Origin of the sequence: Streptomyces sp. NPDC101132 (assembly GCF_044759225.1) — a bacterium.
GTDB lineage: Bacteria > Actinomycetota > Actinomycetes > Streptomycetales > Streptomycetaceae > Streptomyces.
The window spans coordinates 319951-342149 of the sequence record NZ_JBIVYX010000001.1 but is presented as its reverse complement, the minus strand read 5'-3'; the positions used below and the strand labels follow the sequence as shown (position 1 = coordinate 342149).

Annotated in this window: 28 protein-coding genes; 21 read left to right on the top strand and 7 right to left on the bottom strand. The window is 71.1% G+C overall.

The window, feature by feature from the left end:
* The first annotated feature begins 8 nt into the window (after positions 1-8).
* From ACIQUR_RS01645 to ACIQUR_RS01565, 17 genes are all read left to right on the top strand, one after another.
* Positions 9-650: a DUF4913 domain-containing protein gene (locus ACIQUR_RS01645; protein WP_403328328.1), complete on the top strand. Its 642-nt coding sequence runs from the start codon at positions 9-11 to the stop codon at positions 648-650.
* Positions 647-1138, top strand: coding sequence for a type II toxin-antitoxin system RelE/ParE family toxin (locus tag ACIQUR_RS01640; RefSeq protein ID WP_403328325.1), 492 nt, complete (start codon positions 647-649; stop codon positions 1136-1138). Before ACIQUR_RS01645 ends, ACIQUR_RS01640 begins: the two co-directional genes overlap by 4 nt.
* Entirely contained in the window at positions 1135-1818 is a 684-nt protein-coding gene (locus ACIQUR_RS01635) for a DUF3631 domain-containing protein (RefSeq protein WP_403328323.1), read from the top strand. Before ACIQUR_RS01640 ends, ACIQUR_RS01635 begins: the two co-directional genes overlap by 4 nt.
* Before the next feature lie 65 nt (positions 1819-1883).
* Positions 1884-2309, top strand: coding sequence for a GNAT family N-acetyltransferase (locus tag ACIQUR_RS01630; protein ID WP_403328320.1), 426 nt, complete (start codon positions 1884-1886; stop codon positions 2307-2309).
* A gap of 215 nt (positions 2310-2524) precedes the next feature.
* On the top strand, positions 2525-3067 hold the full coding sequence (locus ACIQUR_RS01625) for a hypothetical protein (RefSeq protein WP_403656652.1): 543 nt from the start codon (positions 2525-2527) through the stop codon (positions 3065-3067).
* Between the two features lie 121 nt (positions 3068-3188).
* Entirely contained in the window at positions 3189-3833 is a 645-nt protein-coding gene (locus ACIQUR_RS01620) for a hypothetical protein (RefSeq protein WP_403656649.1), read from the top strand.
* 162 nt (positions 3834-3995) lie between these two features.
* Positions 3996-4445, top strand: a complete 450-nt coding sequence (locus tag ACIQUR_RS01615; protein WP_403328312.1) for a hypothetical protein — start codon at positions 3996-3998, stop codon at positions 4443-4445.
* The gene (locus ACIQUR_RS01610; RefSeq protein ID WP_403328309.1) at positions 4442-4888 is read left to right on the top strand and encodes a hypothetical protein; all 447 of its coding nucleotides are present in this window, start codon (positions 4442-4444) and stop codon (positions 4886-4888) included. The genes ACIQUR_RS01615 and ACIQUR_RS01610 overlap by 4 nt, the downstream gene beginning before the upstream one ends.
* Entirely contained in the window at positions 4889-5299 is a 411-nt protein-coding gene (locus tag ACIQUR_RS01605) for a hypothetical protein (RefSeq protein ID WP_403328306.1), read from the top strand.
* A 48-nt stretch (positions 5300-5347) separates the two neighbouring features.
* Complete coding sequence (locus tag ACIQUR_RS01600; RefSeq protein WP_403328304.1) at positions 5348-6211, top strand: winged helix-turn-helix transcriptional regulator; 864 nt, start codon at positions 5348-5350, stop codon at positions 6209-6211.
* On the top strand, positions 6208-6738 hold the full coding sequence (locus ACIQUR_RS01595; protein WP_403328301.1) for a regulator: 531 nt from the start codon (positions 6208-6210) through the stop codon (positions 6736-6738). The genes ACIQUR_RS01600 and ACIQUR_RS01595 overlap by 4 nt, the downstream gene beginning before the upstream one ends.
* Positions 6735-7193, top strand: coding sequence for a hypothetical protein (locus ACIQUR_RS01590; protein WP_403328298.1), 459 nt, complete (start codon positions 6735-6737; stop codon positions 7191-7193). The genes ACIQUR_RS01595 and ACIQUR_RS01590 overlap by 4 nt, the downstream gene beginning before the upstream one ends.
* A 67-nt stretch (positions 7194-7260) precedes the next feature.
* Positions 7261-8517: an MFS transporter gene (locus ACIQUR_RS01585; protein WP_403328295.1), complete on the top strand. Its 1257-nt coding sequence runs from the start codon at positions 7261-7263 to the stop codon at positions 8515-8517.
* A 17-nt stretch (positions 8518-8534) separates the two neighbouring features.
* A complete protein-coding gene (locus ACIQUR_RS01580; protein ID WP_403328292.1) occupies positions 8535-10013 on the top strand; it encodes an ATP-grasp domain-containing protein in 1479 nt (492 codons plus the stop codon).
* Positions 10014-10033: 20 nt separating this feature from the next.
* Entirely contained in the window at positions 10034-10870 is an 837-nt protein-coding gene (locus ACIQUR_RS01575) for a DUF317 domain-containing protein (protein ID WP_403328289.1), read from the top strand.
* 18 nt (positions 10871-10888) lie between these two features.
* A complete protein-coding gene (locus tag ACIQUR_RS01570; RefSeq protein WP_403328286.1) occupies positions 10889-11773 on the top strand; it encodes a hypothetical protein in 885 nt (294 codons plus the stop codon).
* Between the two features lie 70 nt (positions 11774-11843).
* The gene (locus tag ACIQUR_RS01565) at positions 11844-12839 is read left to right on the top strand and encodes a SpaA isopeptide-forming pilin-related protein (protein ID WP_403328283.1); all 996 of its coding nucleotides are present in this window, start codon (positions 11844-11846) and stop codon (positions 12837-12839) included.
* Between the two features lie 20 nt (positions 12840-12859).
* On the opposite strand, the gene ACIQUR_RS01560 is transcribed toward ACIQUR_RS01565, so the two are convergent.
* Both ACIQUR_RS01560 and ACIQUR_RS01555 read right to left on the bottom strand, forming a co-directional pair.
* Positions 12860-14365, bottom strand: coding sequence for an RNA polymerase sigma factor (locus ACIQUR_RS01560; RefSeq protein ID WP_403328475.1), 1506 nt, complete (start codon positions 14363-14365; stop codon positions 12860-12862).
* Positions 14349-14606: a hypothetical protein gene (locus tag ACIQUR_RS01555; RefSeq protein ID WP_403656640.1), complete on the bottom strand. Its 258-nt coding sequence runs from the start codon at positions 14604-14606 to the stop codon at positions 14349-14351. Before ACIQUR_RS01555 ends, ACIQUR_RS01560 begins: the two co-directional genes overlap by 17 nt.
* Before the next feature lie 553 nt (positions 14607-15159).
* Between ACIQUR_RS01555 and ACIQUR_RS01550 the strand changes: the two genes are divergently transcribed.
* The 4 genes from ACIQUR_RS01550 (at position 15160) to ACIQUR_RS01535 (ending at position 17969) form a co-directional block, all read left to right on the top strand.
* On the top strand, positions 15160-15522 hold the full coding sequence (locus ACIQUR_RS01550) for a DUF317 domain-containing protein (RefSeq protein ID WP_403328277.1): 363 nt from the start codon (positions 15160-15162) through the stop codon (positions 15520-15522).
* A gap of 55 nt (positions 15523-15577) precedes the next feature.
* Positions 15578-15868 carry a hypothetical protein gene (locus tag ACIQUR_RS01545; protein ID WP_403328274.1) on the top strand — a complete coding sequence of 97 codons (291 nt, stop codon included), beginning with the start codon at positions 15578-15580 and terminating at the stop codon, positions 15866-15868.
* Between the two features lie 16 nt (positions 15869-15884).
* Complete coding sequence (locus ACIQUR_RS01540; RefSeq protein WP_403328472.1) at positions 15885-16634, top strand: DUF317 domain-containing protein; 750 nt, start codon at positions 15885-15887, stop codon at positions 16632-16634.
* Positions 16635-17156: 522 nt separating this feature from the next.
* Entirely contained in the window at positions 17157-17969 is an 813-nt protein-coding gene (locus ACIQUR_RS01535) for a class I SAM-dependent methyltransferase (RefSeq protein ID WP_403328271.1), read from the top strand.
* 149 nt (positions 17970-18118) lie between these two features.
* Here ACIQUR_RS01535 and ACIQUR_RS01530 read toward each other — a convergent pair whose 3' ends face one another.
* The 5 genes from ACIQUR_RS01530 to ACIQUR_RS01510 form a co-directional block, all read right to left on the bottom strand.
* A complete protein-coding gene (locus tag ACIQUR_RS01530; RefSeq protein ID WP_403328268.1) occupies positions 18119-18817 on the bottom strand; it encodes a hypothetical protein in 699 nt (232 codons plus the stop codon).
* A gap of 92 nt (positions 18818-18909) precedes the next feature.
* Positions 18910-19260 carry a hypothetical protein gene (locus ACIQUR_RS01525; RefSeq protein WP_403328266.1) on the bottom strand — a complete coding sequence of 117 codons (351 nt, stop codon included), beginning with the start codon at positions 19258-19260 and terminating at the stop codon, positions 18910-18912.
* A 155-nt stretch (positions 19261-19415) separates the two neighbouring features.
* Positions 19416-21146, bottom strand: coding sequence for a relaxase/mobilization nuclease domain-containing protein (locus tag ACIQUR_RS01520; protein WP_403328263.1), 1731 nt, complete (start codon positions 21144-21146; stop codon positions 19416-19418).
* A complete protein-coding gene (locus ACIQUR_RS01515) occupies positions 21143-21769 on the bottom strand; it encodes a plasmid mobilization protein (protein WP_403328260.1) in 627 nt (208 codons plus the stop codon). Before ACIQUR_RS01515 ends, ACIQUR_RS01520 begins: the two co-directional genes overlap by 4 nt.
* 171 nt (positions 21770-21940) lie before the next feature.
* On the bottom strand, positions 21941-22132 hold the full coding sequence (locus ACIQUR_RS01510; RefSeq protein WP_229335211.1) for a hypothetical protein: 192 nt from the start codon (positions 22130-22132) through the stop codon (positions 21941-21943).
* Positions 22133-22199: the final 67 nt, after the last annotated feature.

Sequence of the window (22199 nt, the reverse complement as noted above, 5' to 3'; positions counted from 1 at the left end):
CCTTTTCCGTGCACGAATCACCAGATGCCACCGGCGGCGAGGAACTGGAGCCGGTCCGGATTCCGGAAGCCGAGCTGGAGAGCATCCAGGCCAGCGTCCGCCACCTCCTGGACCGCTCTGCCGAACAGGCCCGCCAGCTCGACAGCCTGGCCATCGCCCCCGACCCGGTGTCCTTTCCCGGCTTCGCCATGCCCTCGCTCCCCGGCATGCCTGGCATGCCGGCGTTGCCGCCGGAGCCGCGGCCGATCCTGGAGCTGGAGGGCGAGGAGTACGAGAACGAACTCGACACGCTCACGGACTGGGTCGAGGACTTCCTGATGCGCGTCTACGGCACGGAGGTCACCACCGCCGCGCCGTGGTGCGGGCAGTGGCAGGAGCACCTGGACGTGGTGGCCTGGCTGCACGCCCTGTGGCTGGCCTACCTCCAGCACAAGGAACCCGACGCGGGCCAGTCCGGGATGGCGGTGTGGCACCGGGACTTCCTCACCCACACCATGGCCGCCGTCCGCGCACCGGGCGGCCCTCTCTCGGCCTGCCAGACGGATCCGGACCGGCCTGCCCACCGTCTCCTGCGCGGCCCCGGCCGATCCAGCCGCGCTCCGATGGCAGGCCCCGCAGGCGCAGCGGCAGCGGACGGGGCCGAGTCGTGAGCGGGCCCGAGCCCCGGCCCGCGTTCGGCCTCAGCTTCGACCCGCGCGCCTTGAACGACCTGCTTGCCGCCCCCGGCGACATCCGCGACCTGGCCCTCGCCCAGCTCCAGGACGTCGTCAACGCCGACCTGTTCGGCGGCAAGCTCACCGGCGACCTCGCCGGCCTGCGCAAGCTCTACGTCGACCGCGCTGCCGCGTGGCGCACCGTCTACGCCCAACGGCCGGCCCCGGAGGGCTCCGCCCATCGCACCGAGATCCACGTGGTCGCCATCCGCCCCCGGGACCGGCACGACGTCTACAACACCGCCGCCGTCCGCCTGGGCATCAAGCGGCGACCCGTCAGCGCGCTCACCCACGCCGCCCGCGCCCGATCCCCCCAGCTGGCCGGCTACCGGACCGCTCCCAAGCCCGGCCCGCCGTCGTACGCACTGCCGGGCCTGCCCCAGCCCGCACCCACCCCCCTCGCCACGAAAGGCCTCACACGTTGACGACCCACCCCAACATCCTCGACGCCTTCGCCCACACCCTCCTCGGGACGCAGCCGAAGCCGGAGAACCCCCACCACCGGGCCCTCCTGGAGGCCCACAGCACCGTCCAGCACCTCGAAGGCCAGCTCCTGGAGAGGTTCTCCCGGCCGCTGCCCGAGAACACCTCGCTGCATACGTACGTGGAGGAGTACACCGAGCTCGTCCTCGACCGGCTCGCCGCCGGCGTCGAGCTGTCCCTCCTGCTGTCCGCCCCCTGCGCCCCGGTCACCGGCAGCACCCCGCCCGCCGAGGGCGAGCCCGATGCGGACTGCTGCCGCCCGAGCGGAGATATCCCGGTCGAACCCGAGTGCCTCCCGTGCGGGCAGGGTTCGGAGAACGGCTCCTGTCGGCAGGCAGGCGCGGAACAGGCCGACCTGTTGGATGCGTGCCTGGTGGTGTTCTGCGCGCTCGGCGATCCGGACGCGCTGGCATCGGCGGACCTGGTGGACGGACTGCGCCTCCTGCCCGGCACCGCGGGGGGTCGCTGGTCCTACGCCGACCTCACCCAGGCCCGACTCGCCGAGCTCCTGGCCCCATACGGGATCCAGTCCCGCGACGTCACCCTGCCGGACGGCCGGCGCCGCAAGTCCTACCGCCGCACCGCCTTCGTCTCGGCGGGGTGGGGCGAATCCCTCTGCTGAACCACCCCACCACCCCACGCCCCCACCCTGTCCGCGCGGTTGTGCTCGCAGGCATCCGGCGGGCTGTGCTCTCGGACATCGCCCGCATCGACGCGTTCCACCACCGCTGCTCACCTGCCGGTCTTCACCAGCGTTGGGGGCGGACCCGCGTCGCGATCCACGATATCGAACGCCTGGCCGCTGGTACGACATGGCTCGGCCTCGACGCGTCCGGGCAGGTGACCGCAGTGGCCACCGCCGGGCACGTCAGCGGCGAGCCGGGGGTGATGGATCTCGGCCTACAGGTCGCCGACGCCCAACAGCAGCGAGGCATCGGGACACTGATGACCCGCCACGCCGCCGCGCACGCCCGCAGCAGCGGCGCCCACACCCTGTCGGTCTACACCGCGGCGTCGAACACGCCGATGCTCCGCATCCTGCGCCGCCTCGGCCCGTCCGCGCAGACACCACACGGCAGCCACGCGGACGTCCGCGTCCAGCTCAGAAGCTGACGCACCCGGCAGGCCCTTCTGAACACATCCGATCGCTTCGTCACCTCCCGGAGTCGCCCATCCTCACCCCACCATCTGCCCCTTCTGCGCCGGATGCGGCTCTGGCCGACCGGATCCGCGCCGTCACCAGCCACGGCGTCACTGACCTCGCCGAGTATCACGAACGCGGCCTGCTCGACGGGCCGACGGCGGCCCTGGCCGACGCACACAGGCTTATGTGCCAGGCGCAGCAGGCCGTGGACTACCACCGCGAGCACCTACGTCGGCTGCTGTTCGACGAGCCTGTGGTGGACACCACGGTCGCGGACCGCATCGACCGGTCCATCGGGCACCTGCGGCAAGCCGCCGCCACCCGCGACACCCACCGCGACGCCGTCCTCGCCGCCCTGGCCGAACTCCAGACCGCCAGCCCCGCACGGCCGGACACCAGCGGGGCACCGGACCTGTCGGCCCCGGACACTGCCGCGCTGCTGGCCATCGCCCGCGGAGCCAAGCTCCACGAGAACCTGCTCACCCAGCGCCTGTCGGTCATCACCGCCTCCGGCACCCGCATCGCCTACTCGGCCCTCCAACGGCTCGAGTCCGCCGACCTGGTCGCGCGGGACACCTCCCACCCCGTCCACGCCGGGGTTCCCCTCACCCTGACCGAGGCCGGCCGCGCCACGCTCACCGGCGCCCGGCGTACGAACGCGCCCGGGGCGCCTCCGGCCGTCCGCACCGGTGCCTGGCCCGCGCCTGCCACGCGGGCCCACCGCTGACTCCCCCCCACGCCCCGCATACGACGAACGGACCTCCTTGCCACCGACCGATGACGAACCCGACTTCCGACTCGACGGCCTTGAGCCCGCAAGCCCCGCGATGGGGGAGAGCTTCTGGGGCGTGGTGGAGAGCGAATCCCACGAGATGAGCGTGCTGGCCTCCCACCACAGCCAGGACGGGCACACCAGCTTCTTCGTACTCCACGACCGCACCGCTACCTGGGGCATTCCCGGCGAGCCGCAGCTGATCGCCCTCCACCTCACCCGCGACATCGCAGCCCGCACCTTCACGGCCGACTTCGTCCGCCTGCCGCTGGTCGCGATGGCCCAGTCCTGGCTGATCAAGCGCGGCTGCCCTGCCGATGCCATCGGCTTGCCGGAGGGGACGGGCACCAGGCCTGCGGACGAGACCACCGTCGCTCTGGAGCGGCGGCTGATGGGCGACGGGGACAACTTCGCCGTTCTGTTCAGCTACACCGAGGACGACGGCCCGAAGCCGGAGATCACGGTGTTGCTGCGGGCCGTAGACGACCGGGCGCCGTACCCGTACCGGGTGCTGCTGGAGGAGGTGGACACCGGCACGTGGACCCACACCCTGCGCGAGGGCGGCTTCGAGACCTTCGAGGCTGCGGACGCGTGGCTGGAGGACCGCGACGCCCCGCTCCCGGCTCCGCGGGCGCTTCGGGTATCGGTCGCGCGCACGCCTGGGGTGCCGGCACTCCCGCCAGCCCCTGCCCCAGGTCCGCGATCAGGACGATCCCGCTGATCGAGTTGCGGGCGGAGAAGCTAACAGCACATCCCCGGTTAGCCAAACCGGGGATTGTCCGGACTCTTGAATCAGCCCAGCGGGTAACGCCGCCCGGGCTTCCCACCCCTGCCTGTCGCCGTGGGCGAGGCATGCCCACTTTTTTCTGGAGAGGAGTCCACGGTGTCCCCAGCACTGGAGTCCGACGATGTCGTGAGTGCCATCACCCAGCAGATCGAAGCCCGCTACGGAATGACCACCGACGAGCTGCGGGCCGCGGTCACGGCTGCACCGGGCGCCGATCGCGGCGCGGCCACGGTCCTGCGCTGGTACGGGCATCTCACCGATGCCCAGGAAGCCCTCACCCGCGCCGAGGACGCGCTCGTCGAGGAACTCGGCAGCACCCCGGGAGAGCTGGACGACCCGGCCATGGCCCTGGCCCACCAGGTGAACGCGGCGGTCGCCGTCCGCGATGGACGGGCCATGGTCGTGCGCTACCTCCTCGACGGCAACGCACCCGGCAACCGCGCTGCCTGGTCCGCACGCACCAACGGACTGGCTCCGGCCGTCCGGACCACGCCGGTTGCCCGGCCTGCCGCCACCGCGGTGCCGGTGAGGGGGGCTGTGCGATGAGCACTTCAACCAAGCCCTGCAGCCAGGACATCCGCCTCGAAGAAGTCTTCGGCGCCCCGGTCGGCGAGCTGTACGGGCAGGCGGCTGCCGGGATCGCACCGCCAGCGGTATCGCGGGCGCTGGAGCTGCGTTCCTTCCTCGCACTGACCGAGGAACAGGTCGCCCGGGTCCGGGACCGGGTGCACGCCGCCATGGCCCCGGACCGGGATATGGACGAGCTGTCGGCCGCGCAGCTGCGGATGGACTCGCAGTGGATGGACGCCGCCCTGTCCGCCCGCGGCGAGTACCTCACCGCCCTGGGCGAGCTCCTGAAGACCATGCCGGCGCCGACCAACCCTCCCCGCCGGCCAGTCGCATTCGACCAACAGCGTCTCGCAGCCCGGCTGAGTCCCCGTCCCGCCCCCGCCGCCTCACCGCCAGTGCCCGCAACGAGAGGCCGCTGATTGCCCCACCGTACCTCCCAGGCCATCACCGAACGCATCGAAGACCTCTACGGACGGCCCCGTGCCGAACTCGAAGCCCACGCGGACGCCACCGGCCACCCCAGCATGCTGGCCGCGCTCCTCGGCTCTGTCTCCGCGGTCGAGTTCGCCGAGCGCGACATAGCCTTCCAGGCCGAGCGCCTGCGCCAGCTGACCCACCCCGACCGCGAGATCGGCCGCTTCACCGCCGGACACCTCCTCGACTGCGCCCGCCGCATCGGCGAAGCCGTCGCCGTCCGAGACTCCCAGGCCCGGCACACCTCCGCCGTCCTGCAAAGCCTGCACCGCGCCCCCGGACCCGCCGCGCAAGCCCCGGCCATGCCCGGCCTGCCAGCCGCTGCACCCGCTGCTCCGGCTGCGCGGACGCGCTGAACCCTCCTTCACCCACGTTCCAGGAGCACCACTTTGCCTACCCCCGGCATGCCCGAAACCGTCGCCGCCGACCTGTCCCGCGTCACCGAAAGCCTGCAGATGCTGGCCCCACGCTGGAACGTGTGGGTACTGATGACGGTGGCCGAACAGCCCCTGCGCTACAGCGACATCAAGACCCGTCTGCCCTGGCTCGTCGACGGCCAGCTTCACCCCAAGCTCCGCAAGCTCACCGACGCCGGGATGGTCGAGCGCACCGCCCTCGACCGGCGCAACGTCCTCTACGGGCTGTCCGCCCGCGGCAAGGCGGTGCTGCCGGTGCTGCCGGAACTGGCCCAATGGGCCCGGACCCACCTGGAGAAGGACACCGTCCTGGACGCCGTCACGGGCCAGCGCGTGCCCAAGGCGGTGCCGCAGGCCCAGGACATCGAAGACACCCTCACGCTGCTCGCCCCCCGGCACGCCACCGCGATCCTGTGGACCCTCCAGGCCCGGGGCGCCTCCAGTGCCAAGGCCATCGCCGCCAGTGTGATGCCCGACTCCAGCCTCTCCGTGATCTACCAGCCGCTGCAGCGGCTGGCCGAGGACGGCCTGATCACCCGCAACCGGCACCGCGACGGCCACGTCGAGCTGACCGCGGCCGGCCGGAACCTGGCACCGGTCTACCGGGCCCTGTCCGCGTGGGCGGCCGGCCGCCCACTGGCGGAGGCCGGTGACCACCCGGTCTGGGGCCCGGCACCCGCACCCTCCCCGGTCACAACCGCCGGGCCCGGGGTGTGGCTCACCACCCAGCCCCGCCACCCCGCACCAGCACCCCGGCCGACCCAGACCGTCTGGAAACCAGGCGACATGTTCTCCCACACCCCGCCCGCCCGCCCGATCACCCCCGCACCGGCAGGAGGCCGCACCCGATGAACACCTCCCGCACCCCGGCCTCCCCGACGTCGTGGGCCGCCGACACGCTGGCCCACGACGGGCTCATCCGTCTCATCAGCGAGATCGACGACAACGGCCCCCTCCAGCGGCGCATGCTCGCCACCACCTTGCACGGCCTCTCCCGCCGCCAGCTCACCCACGCCACCACCACCGGCCGACGGCTGGGCCTCCTTCGTACTGGCAGGCAGGGCGGCAACGCCTGCTACGTCCTGACCAGCTCCGGCCGCGACCTCGCCGAAATTTACGACATCGCGGCCCGGTGGGCCCGTGCCCACCACTACCCCCACCCAGTCAGCGACTTCACCACCCGCGTCCAGGCCACCCTCACCCTCCTCGCCCAGCACCCCGGCACCACCACCGCGGACACCGGGCCGGACGACGAAGCCGCGCGCACCTTGAACTCCGTACGGTCCGCCCTGTCGCAGTGGGCCGGCGACCACGGGGACGCCCTCGCCACGAATCCGGTGCCCGCCCGCGCGCAGGCGGGGATGGAACTGGCAGCGTGAGCACGACCCCCAACGGCCCTGCCGAAGCAGGTCTGGGGACCCGCACGGTGGCCGAGGTCGTCGGCACCGACCCGGCCGTGTGGGCGCTCGCCGCCATGAAGGACGCGCCCGGCCACCTGCAGGCCGTCGTGCTCGCGGTGATGAACACCGCCCACGAACTCGACGCCGTGCAGCGGCACCTCCTCGACGACGTCGTCCGCGCGATCGAGGAGCTGTCGAAGACCGAGGCCGGCACCGACAGCCTCCGGGCCACCGACGGCCTCCTCGGCGACCGGGGCGCCCGCATCGGGCGCCTGGCCGTCCGCCGCGGGGAACTCCTGCGCCGCCTCGATGCCCACCTGGCCCTCTACCAGGCCGCCAACTCCGGGCCCTATCCGCCGACCGCGCCGACGAGGACAGCGGGCACGGCGCATCCGGCGGACTCCCCGCCGCAGGCGCGCGGCCCGCGCCGCTGACCCCGCTCCTCTTCCTTCTCTCTGTTCAGCTCGCCGCGGCGGGCGCCGCTCTTGTGTGAAAGCGACGATGACCACCGAGCTCGTGATCGCCGGCCCCCGGCACGCCCTCCTGCCGCAGCTGTCCCTGCTGCGCCGGATCTACCTTCCCCGCAGCGCGGATGCCGCAGCCTTCGCGATGACCACGTACGGCATCCCGCTGATCGTGCTGGCCACCACCGGCTCGGCAGCCCTGACCGGCCTGGCGTTCGCCCTGGAGTGGGTACCCCGCCTCGCGGCGTTCTCCCTGGCCGGGGCGATGGTCGACCGGCACGGCACCAAAAGGGTCTTCCGCATCGCCTCCGTTCTGCGCGCCCTGGTGGTGATGGCCGCCGCGTTCCTCCTGCCCCAGGTCAGTGGTGCCGCCGCAACAGTCACGGTGATGGCGCTCGCCGCCATCACCGGCGTGGTCACCGAGTTCTCGTACATCGCGGCCGAGACCGCTGGCGCCACCGCCAGCCGGGACGCGGGCGAGCGGGCGCACCGGGTGCAGTCCGTCCTGCTCGGCATCGATCAGACCGCCACCCTCGCAGGACCCGCCGCCGCGGGATTCCTCCTGCATTGGGTCGGGGTGACCGGCACCCTGGTCACCATCGCCGCCTGTTCCCTCCTCGGCGCGCTCCTCGCCCCCTGGCATCGCGAGCCCCGCCAGGTGGACCCAGCCGCTTCCGCCCTGACCGGACTGGCCACCGGCTGGAAGACCCTCATCTCCCTGCCGGCGCTCGCCTGGCTGATCGCCGGACTGACCGTCTCCAACGTGGCCACTGGCATGCTGCAGGCCGCCGCCCCGATCATCGTCGTCCAGCACTTCGGGTACTCCAGCGCCGCCGTCGGCGTCATCTGGTCCGCAGCCGCAGCAGCCTCCCTCCTCACGGTCGCCTGCTGCCGCTTCACCATCGACCGCGTCGGCCTGTGGCCCACCGGAGCAGCCAGCGCCCTCGTCGCCGCCGCGGCCGGGCTCGCCGTCTCCCAGGCCGGGACCTACACCCAGTTCCTGGTCCTCACCGCCGTGCTCATGGCCGGCGAAGGCGGCATGACCGTCGTGCTGCGCACCCTTCGTTCCCACCTCATCCCCGAACAGGTCTTCGGCGCAACGCTGAGCATCACCATCCTCGTGATGCTCCTGCCGTTCCCCCTCGCCGGCATCCTCGTCGCCCTCACCCCACCGGCCCTCCTCGGCCACGTACTCACTGCCTGCGCCGCCCTCCAGGCCATCGGACTCGCCGCAGCCTTCTGGCGCCTGCGCCGCGAACCCGCCATGCGCGACCGCCACCCGGCCGCCACCTGACCCCCGTGGAACTGCCCATGCCCAACGACCAGCCAGCAGCCGTCTCGGCCTACACCGCCGACCAAGCCGCCTGCGCCGCCGCACTGCTCCGCACCCTGACCAGCCGCCTCCACGGCCTGCCCGCCGGCCAGGCCGCCGCACTGGCCCGCCTGCTGCACGCACCCGGCGGCCTCACCACCGACATGCGAAGCCTCCTCGAGGCCGTCCGCCAGTCCGCCCCCGCAGACAAGGACCCCGTCTTGACCGATCCCCGACCGCTCCGTCAGCCGACCGGACGCCCTGTCGTCTTGGTCGTCGCCCCCAACGACGAGCTGTACCGCGGCTACTGCCTCACCTCCGTCGCCGCCGCCTACGACACCGTCGTCATCACCCCCACCCCCCTCACCTGGGAACACCCCCACGTCATCGACCACGAACAGGCCGACCCCTACGACCTCGACTCCCTGATCACGGCCGGACAGGCCCTGGCCGCGCGCCGACCGGTCGCAGGCGTGCTCACCTGGAACGAGACCCTGCTGGTCAACACCAGCCGCCTCGCCCGCCACCTCGGCCTGCCCGGCGACCGGCCCGGCGTGATGCGGGCCTGCCGCGACAAGGCCACCAGCCGCGCCCTGTTCGACCGCCACCAGGTGCCCTCCGCCACCTCGGTGAAGGCCGCGACCCTTGCGGAAGCCGTAGCGGCGGCCCAGGACATCGGCTACCCGGTCGTCGTCAAGCCAGCGGGCCAGGCCGGCAGCGTCGGCGTCATCCGCGTCGATACCCCGCAGCAGCTCCCGGACGCCTTCGCCTTCGCCACCACCGGAGCCCAGCTGCACGGCGGGGAGTCCACGGTGGTGCTGGTGGAGGAGTACCTCGACGGCGAGGAGATCTCCGTCGAGTGCGTCACCCACCAGGGCGTCACCACACCGGTCGCCATCACCCGCAAGCAACTGGGCTTCGCCCCGTACTTCGAGGAGACCGGCCACAGCGTGGACGCCGCCGACCCGCTCCTGCCGTACGTCGGCCCAATCGCCCAGGCCGCTGTCGCCGCCCTGGGCGTCACCTCCGGCATCCAGCATGTGGAGATGCGGCTCACGGCGAGCGGACCGCGCATCGTCGAGGTCAACGCCCGCATCGGCGGCGACCTGATCGGCAAGCTCGTCCTGCTCGCCACCGGAATCGACCTGCCGCGGGCCGCCGGCGATCTCGCCCTCGGCCGCCGCCCCGACCTCACCCCGACCCGGTACCAGGCCGCGGCCATAGCCCTGCTCTACCCCGAGACCTCCGGCACCGTCACCGCCCGGGGTATCGACCCTGCCCTCGCCGGAGCCGACTGGCTGCACCAGACCAGCTGGATCCTCGAGCCCGGCGACCGCGTCACCCTGCCGCCCGAAGGCGATGTCGACGTCGCCCGCGTCGGCCTTGTCGTCGTCACCGCCGCCGACGCCGACCAGGCCCGCGAGCGCCTTGACACGGTCACCCGGAACATCACGATCACCGTCGCACCCGCCGCCTGAACCCCGAGACCTGGAGCCCCTTGACCGACACCTTCGACATCGACGGCGACGTGTGGGTAACTCCCCGCTACCTCGCCGGCAGCGCCGCGAACGTAGACCCCGCCTTCAAGCCGCTGTTCGACCTCGGCTTTGACCGCCACAACGACGAGTACGGCAACCTGTACCTCGCCTCCCCGGACCGCAAGGTCCGCCTCGGCTTTCTCCCTGAAGGCGAAGACGACGGCATCTGGCGCATCACCGCCTACCAGGATCCCTTCGCCGCCCCCGCCTGGGGCGTCTGCTTCAACGACACGGCCCCCACCGAACTGGTCACCGCCTTCACCACCGCACTCGCCACTGCCTACACCTCCGGCCAGGGGGCCTACCTCCACAACGGCGCACACCAGAACCGGTTCACGGCCGTCGCCCCGCTCCTGAACCAAGGCTGGAAGCTCCCGTACACCGGTTACGGCTCCGCGCTGGCCCTACGGTCCCCCGACGGCATGGCCGGCCTGGAGTACGCCACCGGCCCACTCGACCCGGCCCAGGAGATCACCACGCTGCGGGCCCGCTGGTACATGGAAGGCGGCCCCAAGGGCCCCCGCTGGTACGCCACCGCCTCCACCGCAACCCCCGTGCCGCTGGTCACCGCGGTCACCACCGCGCTCGCCGACCCCGCCCCGGTCGCCCGCTGGGACAGCTTCCTCAGCCCACTGCTGCGCCCGCACGCCCAGCTCACCCCGGTCGTCCCGCCCCCGCGGCCGGCACCGACCCCGCTGGACGTACACCGCCGCACCTGGGCAAGGCCACGGCCGGCCCTCACCACGACCAGCGTCCCCCGCTGGACCACCAGCACCCGCCCCGCCGTACGCCGCTAACCCCGCCCCGGAGCCCATGTGCCACTGCACGCCCAGGAGTTCTTCGCCGAACTCGACCCGCCCTTCGCCACCGGCTTCGTCGTCGGCGACAGCTATTACGCCGCCCTCGCCGCCGACTCCGCGCTGCGGCTGCGCATCGACTTCGCCCCGACGATCCGCCACGGCGAATACGACGGACTGCGCCTCACCGTGATCCACCCCCATCGAGGCGCCCTCCACGTGGAGACCCTCGCCTTCGCCGAACACCACACCTTCACCCAACGGGACATTGCACGCGGCAAGTCCCCAGGCCACGACGGGTACGCCCGCATCCGCGACTGGCACCCTTCAGGCCCACCGCCCTGGCAAGGCGCCGACCTCACCGGACTACGGCAGGCCGTGACCGCCTTCACCACTATGTGGACCCACGCCCCAGCCGCACCCCCGAGCGCACACCAGCGCCAGGAGCCGCGTCCGACACCGACCTTGGACGCGCCCGGGCTGCATCACCCGGACGGCTTCTGGGCTTCGGACACCGACTTCCTCGACCTGCTCCGCCAGGCGACACTCCTCGTCTTCGACTTCGCCGAGTACGGCACCCTTGACGGCATCCCCGTCTCGCAGAACCTGCGCTACGCCCGCGAAGGCGTCCGCGACACGCTCGGCCTGCCTATTGAGTACGGGGTCCTTGCCGAGGCCGAGGCCGTCGCCCACATCACCCAGACCGCCGGCCGCCCGTACGGACCCGGCACCGCCGAAGCGCTGGCCCGCATCGACGCACTCAGCGCCGAAGGCCAGCACGCCCTGGTCAAGGCCGCAGCCCACCGCTACCGCACCCCCACGGCACCACCGGCCCTGACCGCCGCGGCTACAGGCCGGCCCGCTCTGCCAGCCCTGGCACCCGCACCGGGCCGCACCCCCTGACGTCCGTCTCGGCCCCGTCAAGGGATCCCGGCAATGCACCCACCACTACATCAGGAGACCGTTCCACCGCATGCGTACCCGCACCACTTCTCGCCGCACCGCACCGGCAGCCGTCGCCGCCGCAGCCACCCTCGCCACCGGCACCCTGACCTGGGCACCGTCCGCTTGGGCCGAAGCCCCCGAACCGCAGCCCGGCCACTTCGAGATCACGAAGAAGGACCCCGGCGGCGACTTCCTCGCCGGGGCCGAGTTCTCCCTCCTCGACACCCTCCACGGTGCCAAGGCCCTTCAGGGGAAGACCGGCAAGGACGGCACCCTGCGCTTCGAGGGCGTCACCCCAGGCGTGTGGCGGCTCAAGGAAACCAACTCCGGCAGCCCGATCCACGACCTCGCCCCGGACCAGGACATCGTCGTCACCCCCGGCCAGACTGCCAAGCTCACCGTCGTCGACCCGTTCAAGCCCGCCGAAGTCACGGTGACCAAGACGGACAAGGACACTGGCAAGCCGCTCGCCGGCGCCGTCATCAACATCACCCCACAGACCGGCGGCGGCAAGCCGCTCACGCTCACCACCGGCAAGGACGGCACCGCCACCACCAAGCTCGACGTCTCCGCCCGCACCGGCACCCCCTACACCGCCACCGAGACCAAGGCCCCCGACGGCTACCAGCTCAACTCCACCCCAGTGAAGATCACCGCCAAGCCCGGCGAGAAGACCACCGCCGCCTTCACCAACACCAAGAAGAACCAGCCGACCAACCCGCCCTCCACCCCGACACCCACCGCACCGACCACCCCGGCCACACCGTCGGGCAACCCCACCGTCCCCGCCACGACCGGCACGCCCACACCCTCCGCGACTGCGCCGACCTCGGCGACTCCGAGGCCGACCGAGACCGCATCGAGCACCTCTTCCCCCACCCCGAAGGGTTCCCTCGCACAGACCGGCGCGGACTCCACCTCCTGGCTACTCGCCGGCGCCGGACTGCTGATCAGTGCGGGCGGCGGTGCCCTGTTCGCTTTGCGTCGTCGCCAGGGTGACGAGGACGACCAGCCCAACAGCTAACTCCATCCGACGTCGCAAGATCAGGCCCCAGGAACCAGCCCGTAGTTCCTGGGGCCTGGTGTGTTGCCAGGGCACTTACATGTAGTCGTTGTAGTCCCGGAGCATGCCTCGGTGTCCGGCGCATAGTGGTGTTGAGGGAGCTTCCCCGGTACTCCGCTCTGGCCCGCCGCCTCCAGCGCACTCCCTTTCGCGTCGACCCCCTGTTGCGAATCGATCGCTGGCCAAGGCGCCCTGCCTTGCTGCTCTGCGGCCTGCCGAGTACGGGCGCAGGTACTGCAGCGGTGTCCCGACTTCACGTTGTCGTATGTGGGTGTTGCCACTACCCCGCAGGTTGTGCACTGGCATCGCCACGGTGCGCCAGAGCCTGGATAGTCCTCCAGGGGTTCGTACCCGCCATGCCTCATAACCGAAGCTGCTGCAGCACGGCTGAGGCGCTGTCGGGCACCGGCCTGATGTCGGCCGCAGACAATGCAGCCACTGGCTTGGGACTTCACAGAGTGGTAAGTCGTTATGCCCTCGTGCCCACACGTCAGGCAGGTGTAGGCCCACTTCTTGGTTGCACCCGGGTAGGCGCCGATGGGTTCCAGGCCGCGCTCGCGCATGACGGTAAGGGCAGCCTCAGGTGATACAACCTGGCCGGCGCAGTACCGGCATCCGTGTCCCTTCTTTGCGGTCCCATAGCGCGGCATCACCTCTTTGCTGCAGGTAATGCATCGGCATCGCCACCTAGCGTTCGATCCGGGGTACGGTTCCAGAGGTTCAAACCCGGCTTTGCGCATCACGGCTGCGGCCTCATCCGGAGAAACGCCGGGTCGCCCCTTCCGTTTGGGTGCCAGTGCTGCCTTGGCGGCGGTTGGTGGTGTCGAGCCGCGCTGGCTGGTCGTAGCCGGGAGGGAGGTTAGAGGCTTGGACGTTGCCTCAGGCTTCCGCTGCTTGCGGGCGTGGCTATCCCGAATGTAGCTGCCGAGTTGCTTCCTTAGCTTGTTGATCGCCTTGCTGCGGTCTGAATGGAGACGGTGCGCTGGGATCTCCAAGGCCGCAGCGATGTCAGCATCGGATGAACCCGCTGCCTGCAAGCTGACTACGCGGCGCAGGCTCCCCCCCTTCAAGCCTGTGATCGCTTGATGAACGATGCTCCAGAGCTCCGAGTCGACACTCTCGTCAGAGACTTGATTACGACCCGTATCGTCGAGTAGGGCGGCGAGGGTTCCCCCGTCAGCGAGAACTTCGCGTTGTCGGCCCCTTAGTAGGTCGATCGCCTTATGGTGCGCAGTGAGCGTCACGTACCCGGCCAGGTTCTCCCGTGCCCCTATGCGTTCCCAATTCCGGAATGCGTAGACGAACGCCTCGACGACGACATCCTCGGCATCGGCCCAGCTTAGATTCGGGAATCGCGCTCGGATGTTGGCGGCGATCTTCGGGCGGAGTGTGCGAAACAGCTCTTCGAGGCGCGCCGAAGCGGCCGACGTGGCGGTCTCGCCAGCGTCGGCCGCTCCTGTGATGGGGCCGCTAGGCGGCACCGGCATCGGTGCCATTGGCCTTGTTGTCCTCATCGAGGACAGCCGCGAACCTCATCACCTTGCGCACCTGCTGGGTGATGTTAATCGACCGATCCACACCGCTGATGGCCACGTGCGCAGTGGCAGCCGTGATCACGGCCACCTGCGCCCAGCTGGCAGCCGAGTCCCAGCGGTCGCCCCCGAGTTCGACAGCCTTGCTGGTCGCAAGCAGGGCTACGCCCGCTGCGTACCCGACGCTCACTTTCATCGTCTCTCCTTAAGCCCTATCCGCTTATGTCGGTGGTGCGACCTGGGACTCCCCGCGCAAGGGGTGCTGACCGTCCGGAGGGTCACGCAGCACAGTGGATCGGGTGCAGCCCGGCGAAGGCAAGGTGCAGGCGCACATGTGAGTGACTTTCGGGCAGACCGATGGCGCCCACCGGGGATCTACGGTAGACGCCTGTGCCTTCGGTTGTGTGGTCCGGCTGCTGGGCTGCCCGTTGCGCCGGTGCAACCAGCAGCCGGACCTCGTGACAGACGCGGATAGGGCCCGTCGACTATCTAGCGTGTTGAAGCCCTCAGTTATTTCTTGGAACCCATGTGTCTTGCAGGGAAGCCGAGTCGCTTCTCTTTGGTCGAGCGGTCGTCCAGAGCTGTAGGCCCTGAGGTGTAGCCAGGTGCATCGGTGATCCTTTGGAGTGCTTGGTCCCCAGTTCGCCTGGGGCAGACAGGAAAGAGCGGCAAAGGACTGGTGGAGCGCGGCAACCGATGTCAACGTAGATACCTTCCCAAGAAACCCCAGGTCAGAGAGGTGTGTGCTCATGGCTGCGGAAGGTTCGAAGCACGGCTTCGCTACGACGATCGAGGCGCTGAGGCTCCGCTCCTGGCAGCTCGGTCCCGGCCAGCCGTCCAGCGTGATCGACCAGTTCACCGCCGAGGACTTCAACCTGATCGTGGACGACCGGGCCGATCTCCACATCAGCAGCAAGGACGGCCGCTTCTACCTTGGCTGGTTCCCCACCGGACGCCCCGGCACGGACGGCGAGGGCTGGAAACTCGCGGTCACCGGGCCCGCCGAGTTCCCTGGATACCACGTGTCGTTCGACGTCGACACACCCGCAGAGCTCGTCGCGGCCACCGTCGCGCACGTGCTGGCCACCTCCCGCCCGGTGGCCCTGGGTTGAACAGCGTCCGGCTCCGCCCGCATGACAGCCACCCACGCTTGTGAAGGAGAACCTGTTGGATCGCGAGATCACTGTCGGCGAGTTCATCGACCGTCTGTCCGTCTTCGACCGCAGCGCACCTGTGCGCCTGGCCATCAATCCGCTCTTCCCGCTGGAGCACACGGTCGCCGGCATCACCGCGACCGTGGACACGCAGGGGCGGGCGGTTGTCTACATCGCCGAACGCGGTGAGCAGCTCGGGCCTGTACCGCCGGCGGTCGCCGTGGGCCTGGCCTGGCACGAGCCCACCGATGTACCCCCGCGGCGGCGCCGCCCCGCCACCGGCACAGCAAGCGCCGGCCAGTGACCCGTACCGCACCCGCCTGGAGGCGCTGCTGAACCCGCACCACCCCCGCTACCCGTCCACCCCCAACCCCGCCGGCCCCGCGTACTGGGTCACGCCCCGCCATTTGGCCGGCGACGACGGTGTCCTTGCCGACCGGATCACCTGTCTGCTCACCGAGGCGGGCTGGACCAGCTGGACCACCGCCCGCAGCACCTGGCTGTTCCTCAGCCCCGGCCGACTGTGCGGCGCCGAATGGATCCTCCCCGACAACCTCTTCCACCTCGGAGACCTCCCCGTTGCCTGGCAGGTCTCCGCCCGACCCGCCGCCGACAGCGCGCTGGTCGAGTGGAACGCGTACTTCACCGTCGGCACCCCGCATGAAGCCGTCGCGGACTTCCTCCTCGCCGTCGAGGCACGCACCGACCCGGCTCTCAACTACGACGGCCCCGAAGCCGTCCTCGGCGCGCTGACCGCGCTCGGCTGGGCCCGCGACGTGGATCGGCCCGAGACCACGGCCTGGGATCCGGGCCTGTCCGCCAGCTTGACCTGGGGCCCCGCCCCGGCGGAGATCCAGGACGCCGACCCGCGCCCGGACCTGCTGGGCTGGCAGGCGTGGGCCGAGCCCGTACTCGGCGCCCCGTACCAGTGGGCCGCCACCTTCAGCCCCAGCGTCCCGCACGACCTCGTCGCCGCGTTCGCCGCGTCCCTGGCCTCACCCGCCCCGGTCCTGCGCCGCAGCCTGCCCGAGGGCACCGAGGGCCGCCTCATCCTCACCCGGGCTCACTGAACCCGGAGACCAACCCGCCACCTGCACGCCCGTCTTGGAGGATCCTTGCCTCGCAGCCTGCCCAAACTGACCGCCTACCACCCCGACGGCACCCAGTGCCCGACCGTCGGCCCCGACCGGCACCGTCTTTCCCCACGCGGCTATCCCCGCACCGACGGCTGCACCGGACGCGCCACCTGGGAAGCAGTGTGCACCTGCGGATGGACCTGCACGGCCAGTCTCAGAGTCGTACCCGACGACGCTCGTAGACGGCACGCGTGCGGATGACGGCACTGGCCCGGTCTGCTGGAGCAAGCGGACCCGGACCACATGTCCCCTTTTCGACATTCATGACTTCAGGCCCGGACTCCCTCAACGGGGGGGTTCCGGGCCTGTTGCGTTTGCCGACGGGCGGACACCATCCGGGGGTGTTCGAGGCAGGCGGGGGTGGCATGGCGAGGGGACGCGGCGGCCAGAAATGCGAGGCGATCAGTTCGAGAAGTGCCCTAGCCTGCTCGCCATCCGACCGACAAGGGGGACCCCATGTCCAGTTTCCAGCCTGTTCGCCCGGAGATCATCGCCTTCTACGACCAGTCCGACGAAGCCGGACGCCTGCACACCACGGCCACCGGCATGCTCGAACTGGAACGCACCCGGGAGCTGTTACGCCGACACCTGCCACCCGCACCAACCAGAGTTCTCGACGTCGGCGGCGGGCCCGGTGCCCACGCCCGCTGGCTCACCGAGGACGGCCACACCGTGCACCTGATCGACCCCGTCGCCAAGCACATCGCCCAGGCCGCCGAAATCCCGGGCGTCACCACCGAACTCGGCGACGCCCGGACCCTGACCGCGGCCGACGACTCCTTCGACGTCGTCTTGCTCCTGGGCCCCCTCTACCACCTGCACGAACAGTCCGACCGGCTCGCCGCCCTACGCGAGGCCCGACGCGTCCTGCGGCCCGGAGGCCTCCTCGCCGCAGCCGTGATCAGCCGATATAGCCCGCTGCTCGACTACATTGCCACGACTGGCATCGCCGAGCGCGCCATCCAGGACGGTGTGCGCACCACCCTCGACGAAGGTCGCTACTCCGGTTCCCGCGGGTTCACCCACGCCTATTTCCAGACCTCCGCCGAGCTCCGCGAAGAGCTGGCTGCGGCAGGGCTCTCCGAACACACCGTCTACGGGGTGGAGGGGCCGGGCTGGGTCGCGGTCAAGGCGATCACGAAGTATGCGGGCATCGACCTGATCGGCACCCCCATGTACGAGGCGGCGCTTGCCGCTGCACGTGTCGCTGAGCCATACCCGGCCCTGACGGATTCCTCGGCCCACATGCTGGCTCTCGCCCGAGGCTGATTCCGGCTTCGTCCGGGCATCCACGCCGACCACGTGGCCGTGGGGGAGGACGCGCGGCGCATCGGCATCTCCCGGCCAGCGTCCTGCCGTGCTGCCTTGCCCGGCGCACCAAGCACCAGCGTCGCGGCGCGGCAGGCGTAGGCCTTCCGTCACAGGGAGGAGGACGCCTTGCCGAGGGCTCTCTCGACCTGAGCATCGACGAGCCCAGGAGAGCCGGCCACCACCACAAGGACGGTCCCGGTACGAACGGCGGTCTGCTTCACGACGCTCTCCTGCCCGCCAGCGGTGAAGCTGAGGAGCTGGCTCCACGCCTGCTCGCCCAGGGCGGGCGCGGTCAGCTTCTGGGTGGTGACCTTGACGGGCCTGCTGCCGATGACGACCTGGTACACCGGGCACCCGGTCATCGCGTCGAAGATCTTCTTCGTGCCGTCGGCGAGTTTGTCGGGGGTGTCGCTGTAGAGCTCTTGGGACACCTCGGAGCCATTGCTGCCGCTGTACGTGAACGCGGTCTTGGCCTTGTTCGGGAAGTCCAGGCTCCCACCGGCCGCGGCGTCGCCGCCGAGCTGCTCGAGTGCGGGGCAGCCGATCACGGTGACGTCGTCCCGGTGGCTGTCGCGTTCGGGCTTGCGGGTGTAGCCCTGGCCGAGGTCTGCCTCGGTCAGGAGCCGCTGGCCGAGCGCGGCCGAGGACACGGGCGTACTCGGCGCGCCGGCAGGGGCGGCCGGTCCGGCCGACGAGGAGGAGGCGGCCGAGCCGGACGGTGCGGTCGCCGGGCTGCCGGAGCAGCCGGACAGCGCGGCGGAGGCGGCCAGGGCCAGGGATATGGAGATGGTGGTGCGACGGCGCATGGGAACCCCTTGCTGGGTGTGGCGGGTCTGACAGCCGGACCCGCGTGGGGTTCTCCTCCGGCAGATGGGCGGGCGTTGGCAGGGGGCGGGGTTCAGTGGCCGAGGTGGCGCAGGCACTCCTCGTAGGAGGCGTGCTGGGCGGTGATGGGGCCGCTGACCCGGTTGAACCAGGCCGCATCCAGGCGGGACTCGGGCCGCTCGTGGCCTACAGGGCAGCGCAGCCACACGCCGTCGCGGGTGCTGGCGACGATCCACTGCCGGTACGCGCCACAGTCGGCGCAGGCGCGGACCTCGCCATCGATGACGAGGGGCGCCTCGTGAGGCATCAGGATCCCGGCCAGCTCACGGCTCGGCATCCGCAGGTCGGGCGGCAGGAAGTCGTCCACCACCGCGACGGCTGCCTGCGCGGCCGACGCCGGTGCCGGGTCCGGTTCTACGTGCATGGCGCTCCAGACCTCCCACTGCTGTTGTGCTTGAAGCCGCTGCTGTCGTTCACGTCTGCGTCGAAGCATCAGTTCCCCCTCGTCCTGATCCAGCCGGGCACGGGAGATCGTGCACCAGCCCCGTGACCTGCCGCAACTAGCAAATTCATGAACAGTCACCGGCCCCGGCGACGGTCGTCCCGGTTCTGCGTACGCCCGGTTGTACGCGACTGCGACGATGTCGGGACTGTGGTGGCGCCCGGGAGGGGCTGGGCGGAGGCGTCGGCGGGGAGGCAGGCTGCGCGGCGCAGCCGCCACACGAGGACGTCGCTGACCGAGGCCGCGCTGTCCAACTCCCGCCGGGCCGTTGCCTCGGTGAGCAGGAGGGTGGGGTCGTGGCCGGCGGCTTCGGCGTCGGCGAGGGTGGCCGCGAGCGCGGGCCATCCCGCCTCGGCGAGGATCTGCTCGGCCAGCTCCGGCAGCGCTTGCCGCACGAGGAGGGTGTGGCGGCGCTGCAGCGGCAGGGGGAGGAGTCGGCCGCGGTGGTGGAGGACGGCTATGGGCTGGGAGGCTGCGGCCTGGTAGGCGGCGCGCAGGTGTTCGGCGGCCTGGCGGGCGGCCTCGGCCTGCTGGGCGTGCTGCTTCTTGCCGTGCCAGTGCGCGGCGGCGGTGACGAGGAAGAACGTCATGTCGATGAGCATGGCGGTGGTGGCGCCGTCCTCGCCGCGGCCGAGGGCCGGTCCGCCGTGGACGAGGTCGCGGGCGGCCTGGCGCAGGGCGCGGTCGTGCCCGCGGACGGCCCGGACGTGGGAGCGGGATGCCCGCTCGAACGCGACGGCAGCCTCACCGAGTTGCTTACGGGTGTGGGCGGCGGAGGTCTTGGCGAGCGCGTCTAGGACCTCGCCCGCCGCCGCGATGTGCGCGGCGATCACGCCGTCGTCGCCGTCGTCGAGGACCAGAACCGCCTGCCAGGCGGCGGTGGTCGCGGCCCGGCGTGCGGAAGCGGGCCCGCGCATGGCTCGCAGCGGAGCGTCGGCCGTAGAGCTGTCGCTCTCCTGGCTGGAGGGCGCAGCGACGGTCCAGCGCTCTCGGATGCGGGGCAGGGACAGGTCCGGGGCGAGCCGCGCACCGGGGTAGAACACCGGCTCGCCGTCCTTGTTGTGGTCGTCGGGGAGGGCGACCTTGTACCCGAGGAGGTCGCCGGAGGGGGCGACTCGCTTGCGGATGAGCAGGCCGGCGGCGGCCAGCCGGGCGAAGAACTCCTCCTCGCTGCGTATTCCGGCGACCGAGCGGCGTATGGTCTCGCGCAGTTCCTCCCGGGCGGTGCGCTCGCGGCCCTGGCGCTCGGCCTTGTGGCGTTCGGCGCTGGTGGGGCGCTGGGCGGCGGTGCCGTCGCCGGGCGCGACCTGGTGCAGGCCGAGTTCCTTCTCGATGAGGCGGCACTCGGCCTGGGCCCGTTTGCCGGAGCGGAAGTCGTCGGGGCGGCTGCCGTCCTCGCACACCAGGGTGGCGATGATGTGGATGTGGTCGTCCGCGTGCCGTACGGCTGCCCAGCGGCAGCTCGGCTCGCCGCCGCCGGGGTCGATGCCGGTGGCGGCCACGATCCGGCGGGCGATCTCGCCCCATTCCTCGTCGGAGAGGATCCGGTCGTCCGCGGTGGCGCGTACGGAGGTGTGCCATACGTGCTTGGCGGGGCGGGCATGCTCGGGAAGGGCCTGGACAGGCTGGTCGAGGAGCTGCTGGAGGTGCTTCAGGGTGGCGTTCGGGTCCCGGCCGGGATCGGGGGACATGCCGTCGAAGGACGCGACGAGGTGCGGGTCGGTGTGCTCCTCGTGCTTGCCGGGCCCGTACAGGTAGGCGAGGAGGCCGATGGTGCGCGATCCGGGGTTGTTGACGCTGGGGATCACGGCGTGCGCTGCGCGATCAGCTGGGTGGCGGCTTCGTGAACGGTCTTGGCGGCCTGGTGGACGGCTGCGAGTGTCGCGTCGAGCTGGGGGACGTCAGCACCGGAGTTCAGGGCCTTGGTGACTTGGTTCAGGTTGCTGCCGGCCCAGCCGAGCCTGCGACGGCTCTCGAAGAGGGCGGTGATCACTTCGCGCTCGTCGGCTATCTCGGCGTTGGTGCGGTCGAGGTCGCGGGCGGCGGCGAGAGCGGCTCGGGCGAGGAAGCCGGCGACGGACAGGCGACACCGGGCGGCGGCGGACTTGATCAGTGCGAACTCTTCTTCGTTGAAGCGGGTATTGGGCTGGTGTCGACGCTTCTTCTCGTGCGGCTGGCGCGGGCGCTGTCGGGCGCGGTCGGATCGGTTACGGCGGCTGCGACGCTCGGACGGCTTCTCCTCCTGCTCTGGCTTCGATCCGCCCCCGGTCGAAGCCAGAAGGACCTGCGCCCCCTGGTGCAGGTCCTGGCCCGCCCCCTCGGTGGCGGGTCCGGCGTAAGCTACGCTTCCGTCCCAACTTGCTCGCGTTGAGGTCGAGTTGGATGCCGGCTGCACGCGTTCGGTTGCAGGCGTGGTGTTTGGGCTGGTCATGGGTTGGGTCCTCGTCGCTGGGCTGGCCGGTGCTGGTGGCGCCTGTCGGGTGTCGCCTGCCTCGCCGCTCGCGTGCACGGCGGAAGGAGAGCGGGGTGGCCCGGTCGATCACCGGGCCACCCGGATGTCAGGTGGTGCGCGGCAGGCGGTTGACCTGCAGCTATAGCGGTGTCAGCCGCATTCGGGGCAGTGTGCGTAGTGCTGGGTCAGGGCCCTGGCCATGCGCTGCTTGGCGCCGGCCGCGAACCCGGCGCTGGACTTGCCCGTTCTGGTGCCGGCGTGGCGGACGGAGTGGTTGCTCATCTGGCCCATCTCCGTCTCGTATCCCGCCTTGATGCGGCTGAAGGTGCGGCAGGTCTTCATCGGGCAGAACTCCTCTTCATGGACGGGGCGTTCTCGTCACGCAGACGGGCGAGAACCGGGGTTAGCC

Bases quoted from the DNA above. Each gene is read 5' to 3' on its own strand.
- ACIQUR_RS01625 (WP_403656652.1), top strand. From the start codon at position 2,525: ATGTGCCAGGCGCAGCAGGCCGTGGACTACCACCGCGAGCACCTACGT.
- ACIQUR_RS01610 (WP_403328309.1), top strand. From the start codon at position 4,442: ATGAGCACTTCAACCAAGCCCTGCAGCCAGGACATCCGCCTCGAAGAA.
- ACIQUR_RS01600 (WP_403328304.1), top strand. From the start codon at position 5,348: ATGCCCGAAACCGTCGCCGCCGACCTGTCCCGCGTCACCGAAAGCCTG.
- ACIQUR_RS01595 (WP_403328301.1), top strand. From the start codon at position 6,208: ATGAACACCTCCCGCACCCCGGCCTCCCCGACGTCGTGGGCCGCCGAC.
- ACIQUR_RS01585 (WP_403328295.1), top strand. From the start codon at position 7,261: ATGACCACCGAGCTCGTGATCGCCGGCCCCCGGCACGCCCTCCTGCCG.
- ACIQUR_RS01580 (WP_403328292.1), top strand. From the start codon at position 8,535: ATGCCCAACGACCAGCCAGCAGCCGTCTCGGCCTACACCGCCGACCAA.
- ACIQUR_RS01565 (WP_403328283.1), top strand. From the start codon at position 11,844: ATGCGTACCCGCACCACTTCTCGCCGCACCGCACCGGCAGCCGTCGCC.
- ACIQUR_RS01560 (WP_403328475.1), bottom strand. From the start codon at position 14,365: ATGCCGGTGCCGCCTAGCGGCCCCATCACAGGAGCGGCCGACGCTGGC.
- ACIQUR_RS01555 (WP_403656640.1), bottom strand. From the start codon at position 14,606: ATGAAAGTGAGCGTCGGGTACGCAGCGGGCGTAGCCCTGCTTGCGACC.
- ACIQUR_RS01550 (WP_403328277.1), top strand. From the start codon at position 15,160: ATGGCTGCGGAAGGTTCGAAGCACGGCTTCGCTACGACGATCGAGGCG.
- ACIQUR_RS01535 (WP_403328271.1), top strand. From the start codon at position 17,157: ATGTCCAGTTTCCAGCCTGTTCGCCCGGAGATCATCGCCTTCTACGAC.
- ACIQUR_RS01530 (WP_403328268.1), bottom strand. From the start codon at position 18,817: ATGCGCCGTCGCACCACCATCTCCATATCCCTGGCCCTGGCCGCCTCC.
- ACIQUR_RS01525 (WP_403328266.1), bottom strand. From the start codon at position 19,260: ATGCACGTAGAACCGGACCCGGCACCGGCGTCGGCCGCGCAGGCAGCC.
- ACIQUR_RS01515 (WP_403328260.1), bottom strand. From the start codon at position 21,769: ATGACCAGCCCAAACACCACGCCTGCAACCGAACGCGTGCAGCCGGCA.
- ACIQUR_RS01510 (WP_229335211.1), bottom strand. From the start codon at position 22,132: ATGAAGACCTGCCGCACCTTCAGCCGCATCAAGGCGGGATACGAGACG.